Annotated in this window: 12 protein-coding genes; 10 read left to right on the top strand and 2 right to left on the bottom strand. The window is 61.9% G+C overall.

The genetic code is table 11. The features are described from left to right. Nucleotides 1-82 precede the first annotated feature (82 nt). The 3 genes from J2X24_RS10235 to J2X24_RS10225 all read left to right on the top strand — a co-directional run bounded on the left by J2X24_RS10235 (nucleotide 83) and on the right by J2X24_RS10225 (nucleotide 4536). On the top strand, nucleotides 83-2128 hold the full coding sequence (locus tag J2X24_RS10235; protein WP_209720591.1) for a TonB-dependent receptor domain-containing protein: 2046 nt from the start codon (nucleotides 83-85) through the stop codon (nucleotides 2126-2128). Between the two features lie 124 nt (nucleotides 2129-2252). Beyond that, nucleotides 2253-3041, top strand: coding sequence for a SapC family protein (locus J2X24_RS10230; protein WP_209720588.1), 789 nt, complete (start codon nucleotides 2253-2255; stop codon nucleotides 3039-3041). Nucleotides 3042-3432: 391 nt separating this feature from the next. Beyond that, on the top strand, nucleotides 3433-4536 hold the full coding sequence (locus J2X24_RS10225) for a hypothetical protein (protein WP_209720585.1): 1104 nt from the start codon (nucleotides 3433-3435) through the stop codon (nucleotides 4534-4536). A 25-nt stretch (nucleotides 4537-4561) separates the two neighbouring features. Here the strand turns inward: J2X24_RS10225 and J2X24_RS10220 are convergent, their stop codons facing one another. Further along, nucleotides 4562-4975 (bottom strand): acyl dehydratase, encoded by a 414-nt coding sequence (locus tag J2X24_RS10220; protein WP_209720581.1) that lies wholly within the window; start codon nucleotides 4973-4975, stop codon nucleotides 4562-4564. A 235-nt stretch (nucleotides 4976-5210) separates the two neighbouring features. Here J2X24_RS10220 and J2X24_RS10215 point away from each other — a divergent pair, with 235 nt between their 5' ends. After that, entirely contained in the window at nucleotides 5211-6413 is a 1203-nt protein-coding gene (locus tag J2X24_RS10215) for a helix-turn-helix domain-containing protein (RefSeq protein ID WP_209720578.1), read from the top strand. Nucleotides 6414-6476: 63 nt separating this feature from the next. After that, entirely contained in the window at nucleotides 6477-7583 is a 1107-nt protein-coding gene (ispG, locus tag J2X24_RS10210) for a flavodoxin-dependent (E)-4-hydroxy-3-methylbut-2-enyl-diphosphate synthase (RefSeq protein ID WP_209720575.1), read from the top strand. A gap of 140 nt (nucleotides 7584-7723) precedes the next feature. Here ispG and J2X24_RS10205 read toward each other — a convergent pair whose 3' ends face one another. Next, nucleotides 7724-9940 (bottom strand): bifunctional diguanylate cyclase/phosphodiesterase, encoded by a 2217-nt coding sequence (locus tag J2X24_RS10205; protein ID WP_310003395.1) that lies wholly within the window; start codon nucleotides 9938-9940, stop codon nucleotides 7724-7726. A gap of 194 nt (nucleotides 9941-10134) precedes the next feature. Here J2X24_RS10205 and J2X24_RS10200 point away from each other — a divergent pair, with 194 nt between their 5' ends. From J2X24_RS10200 to J2X24_RS10180, 5 genes are all read left to right on the top strand, one after another. After that, nucleotides 10135-10725, top strand: a complete 591-nt coding sequence (locus tag J2X24_RS10200; RefSeq protein ID WP_209720572.1) for a glutathione S-transferase N-terminal domain-containing protein — start codon at nucleotides 10135-10137, stop codon at nucleotides 10723-10725. Nucleotides 10726-10763: 38 nt separating this feature from the next. Further along, nucleotides 10764-11837, top strand: a complete 1074-nt coding sequence (prfA, locus tag J2X24_RS10195; RefSeq protein ID WP_209721224.1) for a peptide chain release factor 1 — start codon at nucleotides 10764-10766, stop codon at nucleotides 11835-11837. Beyond that, nucleotides 11834-12640: an MOSC domain-containing protein gene (locus tag J2X24_RS10190; protein ID WP_209720569.1), complete on the top strand. Its 807-nt coding sequence runs from the start codon at nucleotides 11834-11836 to the stop codon at nucleotides 12638-12640. Before prfA ends, J2X24_RS10190 begins: the two co-directional genes overlap by 4 nt. Nucleotides 12641-12705: 65 nt before the next feature. Beyond that, complete coding sequence (gpmA, locus tag J2X24_RS10185; RefSeq protein ID WP_209720566.1) at nucleotides 12706-13422, top strand: 2,3-diphosphoglycerate-dependent phosphoglycerate mutase; 717 nt, start codon at nucleotides 12706-12708, stop codon at nucleotides 13420-13422. A 72-nt stretch (nucleotides 13423-13494) separates the two neighbouring features. Then, the gene (locus J2X24_RS10180; protein ID WP_209720563.1) at nucleotides 13495-14571 is read left to right on the top strand and encodes a DUF559 domain-containing protein; all 1077 of its coding nucleotides are present in this window, start codon (nucleotides 13495-13497) and stop codon (nucleotides 14569-14571) included. Nucleotides 14572-14582: the final 11 nt, after the last annotated feature.

Raw genomic sequence — 14582 nt, 5'->3', positions numbered from 1 at the left:
TAATAATATATCAGAAGGGCTTGACGGGCGTTATATTATTACATAACAAACCGCCATCACTTGTCCGTCAGGGGTTTTTGTCATGCCACACCCGTCCGCCTCCGCCTCCATCATTGCATTGTCCGCCGTGCTTGCCGCGTGTCCGGCGATGGCTGCGGCTCAGACGTCAAACACGGCCGCGGGCGGCGAGGAGGTGGTCATCACCGGCCGCGGCTACGCGGTCCAAAAGGACGCGGTCATGTCCAGCGTCGATGTCCTGAGCCGCGCCGAGATCGCTGAAAAGCCGGCGCAGGGCCTGGGCGACATGCTGGCCTACCTGCCGGGCATCCGCTCGACCAGCTTCGCGCCGGGCGCCAGCCGTCCGGTCATCCGTGGCCTGGAAGGCTTTCGCGTCCTGGTGCTGAACAACGGCATGGGCGCGGTCGATGCCTCGGCGCTGTCGCCCGACCACGCGGTCGCGACCGAGCCCCTGGAGGCGCGCCGCATCGAGGTCCTGCGCGGCCCATCGGCCCTGATCTATGGCGGCAACGCCATCGGCGGCATCGTCAACATCATCGACGACCGCATCCCGACAACGCCCGCGGCCAATGGTTTCGAAGGCCGGGTGACGGCCCAGGCGTCGAGTGTCGATGACGGCCGGCAATTGGGCCTGGGCGGCAAGGTCGGCAAGGGGCCTCTGGTCTTCGCCTTTGACTATGCGAAACGCCAGAGTGAGGATTACGACACGCCCGTCGGCCCGGAGTCGCGCTACCTGACCAACCTGGAAGGCGAGGAACCGGATACGCGCCGTGTCCAGGAAAATTCGGCGACCGACCTGGAAAGCTATGGCGCCGGGGTGTCGTGGATCGGTGATTTTGGCTTTGCGGGCTTAAGCGTCAAGCAGACCGATACCCATTACGGCGTCCCCGGCCATTCGCACGAACATGAACACGAAGAGGGCGAGGAAGAGGAGCATGAGGAAGAGGGCCCGGTCTCGATCGGCCTCGAGCAGACGCGCTATGATTTCCGCTCGGACATCAAGCTCGCCCTGGCCGGCTTCAATCGCCTGACGTTCGACGCCGGATACAGCGACTATCAGCACACCGAATTCGAGGGCGAGGAGACGGGCACGCGCTTCCTGTCGGACGGCGGTGAATATCGCCTCACCCTGGTGCGCGACGGCATGGGCAAGGTCAGCGGCACGGTTGGTATTACGGGGCTCGACCGCAATTTCGAAGCCATCGGCGACGAAGCTTTCGTACCGTCGACCGAGACCCGCCAGACCGGCATTTTTACGCAGTATCGTTACGACAGCGGCAACTGGGGCGTCGAGGGCGGCGCGCGTATCGACCGCACCGAACTGACCTCGAATGATTTCTCGCGCGATTTCGACACGCTGTCCGCGTCGCTGGGGGCCTTTTACCGGCCGTCGCACCACGCCTTTGCTGGCGTCAGCCTGACGCGGTCGGAGCGGGCGCCGTCGGACGCCGAACTGCTGGCGGACGGGCCGCACATCGCCACGGCGCAGTTTGTCGTGGGCAATCCGGATTTCGATACCGAGGTCGGGCAGTCGCTGGAATTCACTGGCCACCTGATGGTCGACGAGCATAACCGCTTCCAGGTCGACGCGCATATCTATGCCAGCCGCTTCGACAACTTCATCGACCTCAGGCCGACCGGCGCGGAAGAGGACGGCATGCCGGTCTTCCAGTACGTTCAGACCGACGCCGATATCTGGGGCGTGGAACTGGAGGCCGATACGCGCCTGTTTGCGTGGCGCAGGCAGACGGTCAGCCTGAACCTGGCCTACGACTACGTACGTGGATCGTCCGACCTGGGCCCGATCGCGCGTATCCCGCCGCAGTCGCTGACGGCGCGGTTGGAAAGCGCCGGCGACGCCTGGCGTAGCCACGTCGAGGTTCGCGCTGTCGACGCACGCGACGACCGGCTGGCGGAGCTGGAGACGCCGACCGAAGGCTACACCATGGTCAACCTGTTCACGTCTTACCGGATCAAGCCGGGCCTCAGCCTGTTCGCGGAACTGCGCAATGCCACCGATGCGGAAATCCGCGAGGCGACTTCGGCGACCAAGGACATCGTCGTGGGCGCGGGCCGGAGTTTGCGGGTGGGAGTGAACTACAGTTTTTAAGAGCGAGGCTCACGTTTGCGCGAAGCTGCACAGAGTCTCTCGCTAATTCCGTTACGTGACTTGCCCACGTCAGATGCTTGCGGTAGAAGCGAGGCTCGTTTTTTCTAACTCCTCTCGAAGTACCATGGCACAAGAACAGAACAACGACGCAACGCTGACTGGAAACGTCCTCTTCTACCAGAACCCGGAGCCGCTCAGCCCGGACACGCACGGCACCATGGGCATCAGCGCGACGGCGACGCCGCACGCCTTCGTCGCCGAAACCAACGTCGTTCCGCTGACGGTCGCCGAATTCCCGGCCGCGTCGCTGAGCTACCCGATCGTCTTCATCGGCGAAAACTATATGCCGGTGGCGGCCATGGGCCTGTCGGCCGGGCAGAACGTCTTCGTTTCGGCCGATGGCGTCTTCAAGCCCGACGCCTACCTGCCGGCCTTCGCGAGGCGCTATCCGTTCGTCTTCGCCAATGATGAGCGCGAAGAGCGCATGATCCTGTGCGTCGATACCAACGCGCCGATGGTGTCGCGTTCCAATCCGGACGTGCCCTTCTTCGAAAACGGCAAGGCCACACCCTTCGTCGAAAACGCCATGCAGTTCTGCACCGACTTCGAAACCGAGCGCCGCCGCACCGAAAGCTTCGTCGGCCTGCTGCGTGAACTGAACCTGCTGTCGCCGCGCGAAACCCTGTACCGTCCGCAAAATCCGGATGGTACCCCCGGTGAGCCGCAAAAGATCGCCGAATACTTCGCGGTCGACGAAAAGGTCCTCAACGAACTGTCGGGCGACAAGCTGGTCGAGCTGCGCAACAATGGCGCCCTGACGCACATCTATGCGCACCTGAACTCGCTGCTGGCCTGGGACAAGCTGATCGCCATGACGATCGAGCGCAACGCCGCTGCCCAGCCCGTCCAGTAAACCCGCGAAAATAAGAATACCGTTAAAGGCTCCGGCAGCGCCGGAGCCTTTTTCGTTGCGCTATTGTGGCCAAATCAGGGCCATGAGATATGCGTTTGTCCGCATACGCCTTGCCTTCCTATATGCAAACGGTTGATCATGAATGATATTTTCGCCTGGCAGGCGTGTATTCAGTGCATAAATATATTGCGTTTCATTTGTAAATTTAGCCATTTTTTCAACATATAGATTATTAAAATTACATAAAATTCCTGTAACGATGCAAGATCGCAAAGCGACGCATTGTCGAGTGGGCCTCAGGAAAATAGCTGAACTGAAAAACGCTGCGCGCGGCCGAACGCTGTACGCAACTTTAATCGCGTGTCTATTTCATCGGAATAAAGTAATCTGTATGCGTAAGTCTATACTGTCGTCTCTTCTGGCGTGTCTTGTCTTTGTGCTTGGTTCAGTTGGGATGGCGCATGTCGCCGAGGCCAAGCCGGCCATCGGGACGGTCGGCCCCGCCAGCCGCGATGAGGCCGTCATCAAGTCCTATTTCGACCTGATGCAGTACCGCGGCCTCAAGCGCTATCGCTTCAACGCCAACCTGACGGCCGACACCGACCCCTACCGGGTGGGGATGGTGCAGATGATGCAGAGGCAGGCCAGGTCGCACGGCATTGTCCTGCGGCCGCTATTGATCTTTCCGTTCGCCTTTGGCGACCGCACCGACTACGGCAAGTACCCGAAGGGCGATGCCAATGCCCTGTACCGTCAGGGCTATGATCGCACCTACGCGTTTGCCAATGCCTTTAAGTACGAGATCACCGACTACGAGCTCGGCAACGAGTTGAATGTCCTGGTCAAGAATTCCAGCGGACAGTCACTGTGGGGCAAAGGCTGGACCGCCGCCGAATTCAATACGCCTCTGATGAACGATTGGGCGATGGTGCTGAAGGGCGCGTCGGACGCGATCGACAAGATCAATGCCGACAATGGCCTGAAGCTGCGCCGGACCTTGAACACGACTTCGACCCATTTTGGTTTTCTCGACTTCATGGCGTCGAAGGGGGTGAGGTACGAGGTCATATCGTACCACTACTACGAACGCCTGGGCACCAACCCGCACAACTACTGGGGTACGTTCAACCTGTTCCAGAAGCTGGCGACCTACAAGCGCCCGGTCCAGTTCAACGAGGTCAATTGCGGTGAGATCTATGACCCGCTGTACCAGAACACCTGGTCCGGAACCCTGGTCGAAAACTGCAACAAGAGCCTGAACAACACCCTGAACTACCTGACGAACCAGACCTATGTGACGATTGAGGACATCGACATCTACGAGCTGCTGGACCGTCCCGAAAAAGGCGGCTTCGAAGCCAAGTTCGGCATGCACTACGACATGCGGGCGTGGAAAATGGGGATGCTGACAGCGGCCTACTATGCCGGAGGCATCCTGTCGGAAACCGAGCGTGGCTACGTTTCGCGCCGCGGCTTTCCGGCGATCCAGAAGTAGTCCCGAACAGCTTATGTGAGGCTGGTTACTCGGTCGGTGCCATCGGATTGCGCTGGAACACCGAGCGCGTCAGGCACGAGAAGACCAGCCGTCCGGCTTCGTCGAGGACGTCATGCTGGGCGATGACCACACCCTTGGCGTCGCCCACCGCGTCCTTGCCCATGATGGTCAGGCGGCATTTCAGCAGCTCGCCCGCCGGCGGATTGCGCATCCAGCGCAGGGCGTCGACCGCCAGGCGCTTGGTCTGGGGCCAACTGGCCGCCGCTTCGCTTTCCAGCTTCGACCAGAAGGCGAAGATCAGCGAGTCGGGCAGGCCGTCTTCCGGCTTCCAGCTAGGGGCATAGGTCTTGCAGAAGCTCTTCAGGTCTTCCTCGGAAACCACGCCGGCGCCGATCGAGGCAACCTGGCCAATCCACAAATCGTCAAAGGCGGCGGGCATGCGCGAAGTCCAATCCGAAAGCCAATCAGGGGCGGTGGGGCAACAGGCTCTCTTAGACCGAGTTGACGTTAAGAGCAACCTTCGCGGGCGTGACCTGAAACGGGACGTAAATCGAGAGCGGGAGCTTCACCAGGCCGTGGAAAAAATAGCTTCCGGAGCGTCGCGTAGGGACGTGCGGCGGTTGATTCTTGGCCTGCCTTATGGTTCTGTCGAACGGGGCGATTACGGAACGGCTATGAGTAACGACACCATCAACGTAATCGAGGACGAGCCCTACGAAGGCCTCTATCGCGGCGCCGTTTCGACCTATTCCTACGCGCGCGATCATCTTCCCGACCGCTTCGACCTGGCCGACATCCTGCGCTCGACGCGTGAGGCGCGCGGCTGGTCGCTGGAGCTGGTGTCCGAAATGACCCGCGTGCGCCAGAGCTATCTCGAGGCGCTGGAGCAGGCGGCCTATGACGTGCTGCCGCCACGCGCCTTTGCTATTGGTTACGTCAAGGCCTACGCCAAGGCGCTGGGGCTCGACGAAGAAACCCTGGCCGACATGTTCAAGCGCGATGTGACGGATGTTAACACCCGCCTGCAGGCGCCGTCTGGCGCCTCGCTGGAAGACGTCAAGCCGAACTATCGCCTTTATCTGACGACCGCCGTCTGCCTCGTCGCCGCCGTCGTTGTCTGGAATATCTTCCAGCGCAAGCCGATCGATTTCAGCAAGCATAATGAAGCTGTTTTCGCCAACCAGGCCTGGTCGATGGGCGTGCCGATGATTCGCGACGGCGTGGTCTACGTCACCAAGTCGCAGCCCGCGCCGCAGGACCAGGACGTGCCGCCGCCCTACGCCACGCCCGGCCTGGAAGAGGGTTTCGCCTCGATGATGGCCGCGCGCAACCAGGCCAGCGCCGCGCCGGTGCCCGTTCAGGACGTGTTGCAGGCGCGCAAGGCCTTCAATCCGCGCGGCGCCATCTATGGCGCGCAGCCCGACAATTCGGCCGTCACCATCCAGGCCAAGAAAAGCGTCCTGCTGGTCGTCCACGACGGCAAGAACGGCGTCGTCCACTTCGTCCAGCAACTGGGGGCGGGCGAGTCCTATCGCGTGCCGCTCAATGACCTGCAGACGGCCCTGGTCGACGTCACCGACGTCTCGGCCATCGAAGTCTATCACAACGGCGAATATGCCGGGATGATGGACGCCAATGTCATGCCTGTCGCCAAGCTGAATGCCCGCGCGGCCCAGATGGCGGCGCAACTCGACGCCCAGTCGGTCACGCAAGGCCAGGTTTCGACCGTCTACCGAACCGCCGCGCCGGCGCCGCAGAAGCCAGTGGCCGCGCCACGCAATACCGCGCCCATTCCTTATGCGCCGTCGCGGCCGGCCGCGCCGCCGCCGGCGTCCGTGCCGGAAACACCGCCGGCGGCGGCTGAAGGCGCGCAATAAGGCTTGCGGCGGTGGCTTCGAGCGCCGATATAGGCCTCATCTTCCTTTGTAAAAGAACCCGATATGAGTGCGACCGATCATACCCACGTCCGTCCCTGGCGCCACATCGAACGGCGCAAGAGCCGCCAGATCCGCGTGGGCAATGTGCTGGTGGGCGGCGACGCGCCGATCTCCGTTCAATCGATGACCAACACCCTGACCTCGGATTCCGAGGCGACGCTTGCGCAGATCCGGGCGTTGGAAGCGGCGGGAGCGGACATCGTGCGCGTCTCCTGTCCGGACGTCGATTCGACGCGCGCGCTGAAGACGATCGTCCAGCAATCCAATGTGCCGATCGTCGCTGACATCCATTTCCACTACAAGCGCGCCATCGAGGCCGCCGAAGCCGGCGCGGCCTGCCTGCGCATCAATCCCGGCAATATCGGCTCGCCCGACCGCGTCCGCGAAGTCGTTCAGGCCGCCAAGGACCACGGCTGTTCCATGCGCATCGGCGTCAATGCCGGTTCGCTCGAAAAGGACCTGATGGAAAAGTACGGCGAGCCGTGCCCCGAAGCCATGGTCGAAAGCGCCCTGTTCCACGCCAATATCCTGCGTGACCACGACTTCCACGAATTCAAGATTTCGGTGAAGGCATCGGATGTCTTTCTGACCGTCGCCGCCTATACGGCGCTGGCCGACGCCATCGACTGCCCGCTGCATATCGGCGTGACCGAGGCGGGGCCGTTGCGCGTTGGCACTATCAAGTCCGCCATTGGCCTCGGCAACCTGTTGTGGGCGGGCATCGGCGATACGATCCGTGTGTCGCTGGCCGCCGATCCGGTCGAGGAGATCAAGGTCGGTTACGACCTGTTGAAGTCGCTGGGCCTGCGTCACCGCGGCGTGAATATCATCGCCTGTCCGTCGTGCGCGCGTCAGGGCTTCAACGTCATCGAGACGGTGGCGACGCTGGAGGAGCGGCTGGCGCATATCACCAAGCCGATGTCGCTGTCGATCATCGGCTGCGTCGTCAATGGCCCGGGAGAGGCGCTTTATACGGACGTTGGCTTTACCGGCGGTGGGGCAGGGGCCGGCATGATCTATATGGGCGGCAAGCCGCACCACAAGCAGGACAATGCCGGCATGATCGACCACATTGTCGAGCTGGTCGAGGCCCACGCCGAGAAGCTGTGAATTTCCTTTTCCCCGCGCGCGGGGAGAAGGTGGTCCGCAGGACCGGATGAGGGGCAGAAACTCTTTCCGCGTGCGCTTCTGCTAAGTGATGCCCCTCAGGCTCGCGGCCCGGCGCCTACCCGAGTGCGACTGTCTTTATCTTACCCCGCCTGGCGCAGCGCTTCGGGTTCTTCGCTCAGCACGATCTTACCGCCGCCGTCGCGCATGAAGGCGTCGATATCGGACACCGGCACCGGGCGCGAATACAGGAAACCCTGGATGATCTGGCAGCCCGCCTGACGCAGCAGGTTCTTCTGCGCGCGCGTTTCGACGCCCTCGGCGATGATGTTGAGGTTCAGGGCCTTGGACAGTTTCACGATGGCGCGGATGACGGCTTCGGCTTCGGGGTCGTTGCCGAGGTTCGACACGAAGGAGCGATCGATCTTGATCTTGTCGACCGGATAGCGGCTGAGATAGCCCAGCGACGAGTAGCCTGTGCCGAAATCGTCGAGCGCGATCGAGAAGCCCATATGGCGCAGGTCGCGCGGGACCAGCTGCGAGGCATGGTCGTCAGCCAGCAGCACGCCTTCGGTGATCTCGATCTCGATCTGCGACGCCTGGGTGCGGGTTTCGGCCAGCATTTCGCCAAGGCTCCTGACGAAATCGGGATGGCGCATCTGGGTAGCCGAAACGTTGACCGCGACCTTGAGGCCTGGCCAGCGATGCGAATCCTGCATGGCGCGACGGAGTACAAAGGCGCCGAGATCGTTCATCAGGCCGCACTCTTCGGCCAGCGGAATGAAATAGCCGGGTGAGACCGGACCGCGAGACGGGTGTGTCCAGCGGCATAGGGCCTCGACACCGACGATCTTGCCGAAATGGTCGACCTGCGGCTGATAGACAACGTCGAGCGCCTCGATGTGGATGGCTTCGCGCAGGCCCGTTTCCAGCGTCTTGCGCAGCTTGATGGTGGCGTCCATCTCGACTTCGAAGAAGGCGTACTGGCCGCGGCCGGCGTCCTTGGCGCGATAGAGCGCGAGATCGGCCTGGCGCAGCGCTTCGGCGGGCTCGATCTCGCCATCGATCAGCAGGGTGACGCCGATCGAGCACGACGAGAAGACCTGGCCGCTTTCGAGCGTTACCGTGCCCGTCAGGGTCTCCAGCAGGCGCTTGGCCAGGGTCGCGGCGCTGTGGCCGTCACTGTCGGTCTGGATGATGACGAATTCGTCGCCGCTCAGCCGGGCCAGGGTGTCGCAGGCGCGGATGACGCCGTTGATTTTCGCGGCATTGTGGCGGATCAGTTCGTCGCCGGCCAGGTGACCCAGCGTGTCGTTGACATCCTTGAAGCGGTCGAGGCCGATGCACATGACGGCGACCTGGCCGCCCTGGCGCTTCATGCGCTCGCACGCCTGGCTCAGGCGGTCGGCGAACAGGGTGCGGTTGGGGAGGCCCGTCAGGGCGTCGTGCAAGGCCATGTGCTTCGCCTTGGCTTCGGAGGCGCTGAGGCTTTGCGCGGTCTTCTGGCTGGTGTGCAGCAGGACCAGGGCCACCAGGCCGAGGCCAAGCGAGATCATCAGAACGGGGCCAATGGTGCGCAGGAAGAGGGTCTTGCCGGGCGTTTCCGGCTGCCAGCTCAGTTGCGCCAGGACGACGCCATTGGCATCGGTAAAGGCAACGGAGGCATTGCCGGAAGGCGGCGTCTTGCCGCGCGGGAGCAGAGAAATGCGCGACACCATGTAGCGGTCGGACAGGGCGGCCAGTTCCGGCGCCTTGATTTCATGCATGCCAACGACGACGAAGGGCGGGTGCTTGAGCAGGGGCGAGCCGGCGGCGTCGGGCAGAAGCAGGCTGGCGCCGGTAATGTAAAGACGACCATCGGCAGCGATCACCTTGCCGGCGTGATTGCTGTCGGCGCTGTAGCCACGCCCGGCGGCCATGTCCGACGCATAGCGGTTGCGCAAGTCGCGCGTCACCGATTGGGTCTGGGCCAGGGTTGCCGTGAACAGGCTGGGGGAGACCTCCTGGCCGTCGTGATAGGCAAAGCGCACCTTGCCGTCGGCATCGAGCAGGACGTTCGATTCGAACTTGAGATATTTCTGGAAATAGTCGCCGATATTGCCGCGGACCCATTTCGGGTCGTATTTCACGGCGGTGGCGATTGTCGCCTGGTCCCAGATGGTGATCGGCGTCATCAGCATGGACTGATCGGCCGCGATCTGGTCCAAACCCTTGCGGACAAGGCTTTCCTCACGCGTGCGCGCCAGGTTGTCGGCCTGTTCGGCCCAGACCCAGAGGCTGCCCACCAGCGCCATGACCGCGACAATAACGATCACGGCCATAGGGACCATCAACTTCGCTTCGGTTGTGCCGTTTTTCACCCGGGCCTCGTTCTGAGGGATGTATTTGTTTCACCCGTTTTACACGGCAAGTCTTAAATTAAGGCAAATTGCTGAAAAGGCTTGATTTCACAGGGATTAGTAGTCTGGGCTGATCGCGTTCGAGGTCTTGACGGGCGTGGTTTCGCGCGGCATTCACGTGCCACGATTGTCGTCTTCTGGATCGCGAGGCTTTCATGAAACTGTTCTTCAACACCGCGTCACCCTACGCCCGCAAGGCACGCATCGTGGTGCGTGAAACCGGCTTCCTGACAAAGGTCGAAGAGGTGCTTGCCATTCCGGTCGAAAACCTGCCGGCGCTGGTCGACGCCAATCCTCTGGCCCAGATCCCAGCCCTGGTCGATGACGACGGCGTACGCTGGACCGACAGCAGCCTGATTTCGGCGCGTCTGGATGCTTTGTCCGGTGGCAGGCTGTCACCGCAGGGACAGGCGTTGTGGGCCATGCGCCGAACCGAGGTCGCCGCGTCCGGCCTGCTCGAAATGCTGGTCAAGATGGTGCTGGAGTATCGCCGGCCGGAGCAATATCAGTCGCCCTTCTGGCTAAAGCGCTGGGAAGATAACCTGATGCGCGGTTTCGCCGTCGTCGAGCGCGACTGTCCGCCGGTGGAGACGTTCGATCTGGCGGCCATCACGCTTGCGATCGCCGGGACCTATACGACCTTCCGTTATCCGCATCTCGACTGGCAAGGCGTCGCGCCAAATGTCGCGGCACTGACCGCCGAACTCGAAAAGCGGCAGTCGTTCATTGATACCTATCCTAAATAAGAGTAGGCAGTCGCTGAATTGCCGAGAGTAAACCCTTGATACACCTTCCCCAAGCCAAGCTCGACCAGGTCATGGACCGCTTCCGCATGATCGAGGCGCGCATGGAATCCGCTACCGATGGCGCCGAGATCGTGCGCCTGTCGAAGGAGCACGCCGAGATCAAACCGGTGTGCGACGCGGTCGAGCGTCTGGTCAAGGCGCGCCAGCAGGTGCCGGAACTGGAAGAGATGGCGGCTTTGGGCGATCCGGACCTGTCGCCACTGGCCGAGGAAGAGCTGGCCGAGTTGAAGTCGACGTTGCCGGACCTGGAACGCGGTGTCGCGCTTCTGCTGGCGCCGCAGGACAAGGACGTCAATGCCTCGGCCATCCTCGAAGTCCGTGCTGGCACGGGCGGGGATGAAGCCGCCATCTTCGCCGGCGACCTGTTCCGCATGTATAGCCGCTATGCCTCTTCGCAGGGCTGGCGCGTCGAAATCGACAGCGTGTCCGAGGGCGAAATGGGCGGCTACAAGGAAATCATCGCCTCAGTGACGGGCGAGGGCGTCTTCGGCAAGTTGAAGTTCGAGTCCGGCGTACACAGGGTTCAACGCGTGCCGGCGACCGAAACGCAAGGCCGCATCCATACCTCGGCGGCCACCGTGGCCGTCCTGCCCGAAGCCGAGGACGTCGAGATCGAAATCCGCGACCAGGACCTGCGCATCGACACCTATCGCTCGTCGGGCGCGGGCGGCCAGCACGTCAATAAGACCGACTCGGCCGTGCGCATCACCCACCTGCCAACGGGCGTCGTGGTGACCTCGTCGGAAAAGTCGCAGCACCAGAACCGCGCCATCGCCATGCGCAACCTGAAGGCCCGGCTCTATGACATGCAGCGCCAGGCGCTGGACACGGCGCGTTCCGACGCCCGTAAATCGCAGGTCGGTTCAGGCGATCGCTCCGAGCGCATCCGCACCTACAATTATCCGCAGGGGCGCGTAACTGATCACCGCATCAACCTGACCATCTATAACTTGCCGCAGTTCGTTGAAGGCGACATGGACCAGATGATCAATGCCCTGATCGCCGAGGACCAGGCCGAACGCCTGGCCATGCTAGAGGAAGAAATGGGATGACACTGGCGACCGCGACCATCGAGGCCTTGTGGCGGCACCCGATCAAGGGATTTACGCCGGAGCCGGTCGCGGAAACCCTCTTGTCCGATGGCGATTTCTTTCCACATGACCGGCTTTACGCCATGGAGGTTGGACCCTCCGGCTTTGATGAGGACAACCCTAAGACCATTTCGAAGATGAAGTTCGCTGTCCTGGCGCGGTTTCCGGCCGTGGCCCGGCTCAGGACACGCTATGACGAGATCGCCGGAAGCTTCCACATTGCTGATGCATCGGGAACATGGGACTTCGACCTGACCTCGGTCGCCGGTCGCAACAGCCTGGCGCGCCATGTCGAGGCGCGGCTGGCAGCGCACGAGGACTACGACCCGGTTTTACAACCGTTAAACGTGCTGGAATCGCCGTCCTATGAGCATACCAAGACACATTTTCGCTTTACCGATTCCGGCAGGGGCTTCGTCTCTTTCCTCAATCTGAATTCGCTGCGTGACCTTGGCAGCCGGCTTGAGCGCGATCTCGACCCCTTACGCATGCGCGCCAACATCTGGCTGGAAGGCCTGAACGCTTTTGAGGACCACAACTGGGTCGGCCGCCAAATCCGCGTCGGCGACGACGGCCCCGAGTTCGAAGTGCTCAAGCCGATCGTCCGTTGCGTCGCCACCCATGTGAACCCGGACACGGCCGAACGCGATGTCGATCTGTGCACGGCGCTTTGGGAAAACTACGGCCACCGGGATTGCGGCATCTATGCCCGCATTACCAAAGGCGGATCGATCCGGCCGGGCGATAAGGTACACGTCTTTTAAAGCTTGTATGCTAGTGTTTCCGCTTCTAAAACGCGCGCAGGAATTCACATATCGAGGTTGCCTTCATGCCCACGCTCGTCCTGCTGCGCCACGGCCAAAGCCAATGGAATCTGGAAAATCGCTTCACCGGCTGGGTCGATGTCAACCTGACCGCCGAAGGTGAAGCGCAGGCGCGTCGCGGCGGCGAGCTGATCAAGGCAGAAGGTATTCAGGTCGACCAGGCCTTCACCTCCGTCCTGACCCGCGCCATCCGCACCTGTAACCTTGCGCTGGAATCGGCCGACCAGATCTATGTTCCGGTCGTCAAGGACTGGCGTTTGAACGAACGTCATTACGGTGGTCTGACGGGGCTGGACAAGGCTGAAACGGCCGCCAAGCACGGCGAGGAGCAGGTCAAGATCTGGCGCCGGTCATACGACGTGCCGCCGCCGCCGCTGGAAGCCGGCAGCGCTTACGACTTCAAGGGCGACCGCCGCTATGCCGGCGCCGAACTGCCCGATACGGAAAGCCTGAAGACGACGCTTGACCGCGTCATGCCGTTCTGGGACGGCGCCATCGCGCCAGCGCTGAAGTCGGGCAAGACGGTTCTGGTCGCCGCGCACGGCAACTCCATTCGCGCCATCATCAAGTCGCTGTTCGACCTCGATGAAAAGACGATTTTGGAGCTGGAAGTTCCGACCGGCAATCCGCTGGTGGTGCATCTCGATCCGGCCTTGAAGCCGCAGTGGGCGAAGTATCTGGACACGGCCCGCGCCAATCCGCTGCCGGCGATCGCGGAGTAAGATTAGACACAGAAGTCCCCTCTCCCCGTTTACGGGGAGAGGGCTAGGGTGAGGGGCAGCCGCCGGCGCCGCATGCGAGGACCAAGAAATAAGCGCACAGACCGGGCAAGGAGTCTGCGTCAGGCGGACAATAGTGGTGAAGCGCGTTTGTGGCATGCCTTGCGTAATCGGCAACTGGACGGCCGTAAGTTTGTGCGGCAATTGGGGATTGGGCCCTATTTTGCCGACTTTGCCTGCCGCGATAGTGCTCTGGTGGTTGAGCTCGATGGCAACCAGCATATCGACAGTCATTATGACGACCTTCGCAATCAGTACATGAATGAACTGGGCTGGTCGGTCGCGCGGTTTTCAACCGGGGGCGCGTTGGAGCCTGTTCTGGAGACAATCGCCGCGATTTGTGACGGCGAGATACGTGAGTTTGTCCGTGCGCCTGAATTTCAATTTTATCCCGCGGTGACCGGTCGGTTTGCCCCTCACCCTAACCCTCTCCCCGCAAGCGGGGAGAGGGGACTTCAAGATGGGGAGAGGGGATATCTCAACGGAGAGAGGGAGTTTATGCGCCAGGCGATTGTCCTGGCCAGACCCGGCAAAACTTGGCCGAACCCAGCCGTTGGCTGTGTAATTGTCAAAAACGGCATTGTTATCGCCGAAGGCGCGACCGGCGACGGCGGCCGCCCGCACGCCGAGGAAGTCGCATTGGCAGCGGCGGGTAAAAAAGCCGGAGGCGCCACCGCCTATGTAACGCTTGAACCCTGCGGCGAACGTTCCACCGGCGTCTGCTCATGCTCGCAGAGGCTGGTCGACGCAAAGGTCGCGCGCGTCGTCTATGCTTGCGTCGATCCGTCGCCCTATGCCTCTCATAAAGGGCCGCAACGGTTGAAGGATGCGGGGATCGTGGTTGAGCAAGGACTGGGAGAAAAGGAGGCCGCGCACCTGATCGCGCCGTTCGCGCATTGGCTGAAGACCGGCCAGCCTCTGGTTAAAATCGCCGAAACGCCTGATGGCTTTGATGCCGAATTCACCGGAAATCCCGAAGATCTCAAGGACTGGGCCGCCAAGGGCTATCGCCATCTCTTCGTCCGGCCGGGCTCGCCTCAGGCGCAAGCCCTTGTAGATGCAGGGCTAATAGACTCCACAGCCAAATATTAATCATTTCGTGT

Origin of the sequence: Asticcacaulis solisilvae (genome assembly GCF_017875235.1) — a bacterium.
Lineage (GTDB): Bacteria > Pseudomonadota > Alphaproteobacteria > Caulobacterales > Caulobacteraceae > Asticcacaulis > Asticcacaulis solisilvae_A.
Note: the sequence above shows the minus strand (reverse complement) of the source record. Positions and strands in the feature narration are given on the sequence as shown.

Bases quoted from the DNA above. Each gene is read 5' to 3' on its own strand.
- J2X24_RS10235 (WP_209720591.1), top strand. From the start codon at position 83: ATGCCACACCCGTCCGCCTCCGCCTCCATCATTGCATTGTCCGCCGTG.
- J2X24_RS10230 (WP_209720588.1), top strand. From the start codon at position 2,253: ATGGCACAAGAACAGAACAACGACGCAACGCTGACTGGAAACGTCCTC.
- J2X24_RS10225 (WP_209720585.1), top strand. From the start codon at position 3,433: ATGCGTAAGTCTATACTGTCGTCTCTTCTGGCGTGTCTTGTCTTTGTG.
- J2X24_RS10220 (WP_209720581.1), bottom strand. From the start codon at position 4,975: ATGCCCGCCGCCTTTGACGATTTGTGGATTGGCCAGGTTGCCTCGATC.
- J2X24_RS10215 (WP_209720578.1), top strand. From the start codon at position 5,211: ATGAGTAACGACACCATCAACGTAATCGAGGACGAGCCCTACGAAGGC.
- ispG (WP_209720575.1), top strand. From the start codon at position 6,477: ATGAGTGCGACCGATCATACCCACGTCCGTCCCTGGCGCCACATCGAA.
- J2X24_RS10200 (WP_209720572.1), top strand. From the start codon at position 10,135: ATGAAACTGTTCTTCAACACCGCGTCACCCTACGCCCGCAAGGCACGC.
- J2X24_RS10190 (WP_209720569.1), top strand. From the start codon at position 11,834: ATGACACTGGCGACCGCGACCATCGAGGCCTTGTGGCGGCACCCGATC.
- gpmA (WP_209720566.1), top strand. From the start codon at position 12,706: ATGCCCACGCTCGTCCTGCTGCGCCACGGCCAAAGCCAATGGAATCTG.
- J2X24_RS10180 (WP_209720563.1), top strand. From the start codon at position 13,495: ATGCGAGGACCAAGAAATAAGCGCACAGACCGGGCAAGGAGTCTGCGT.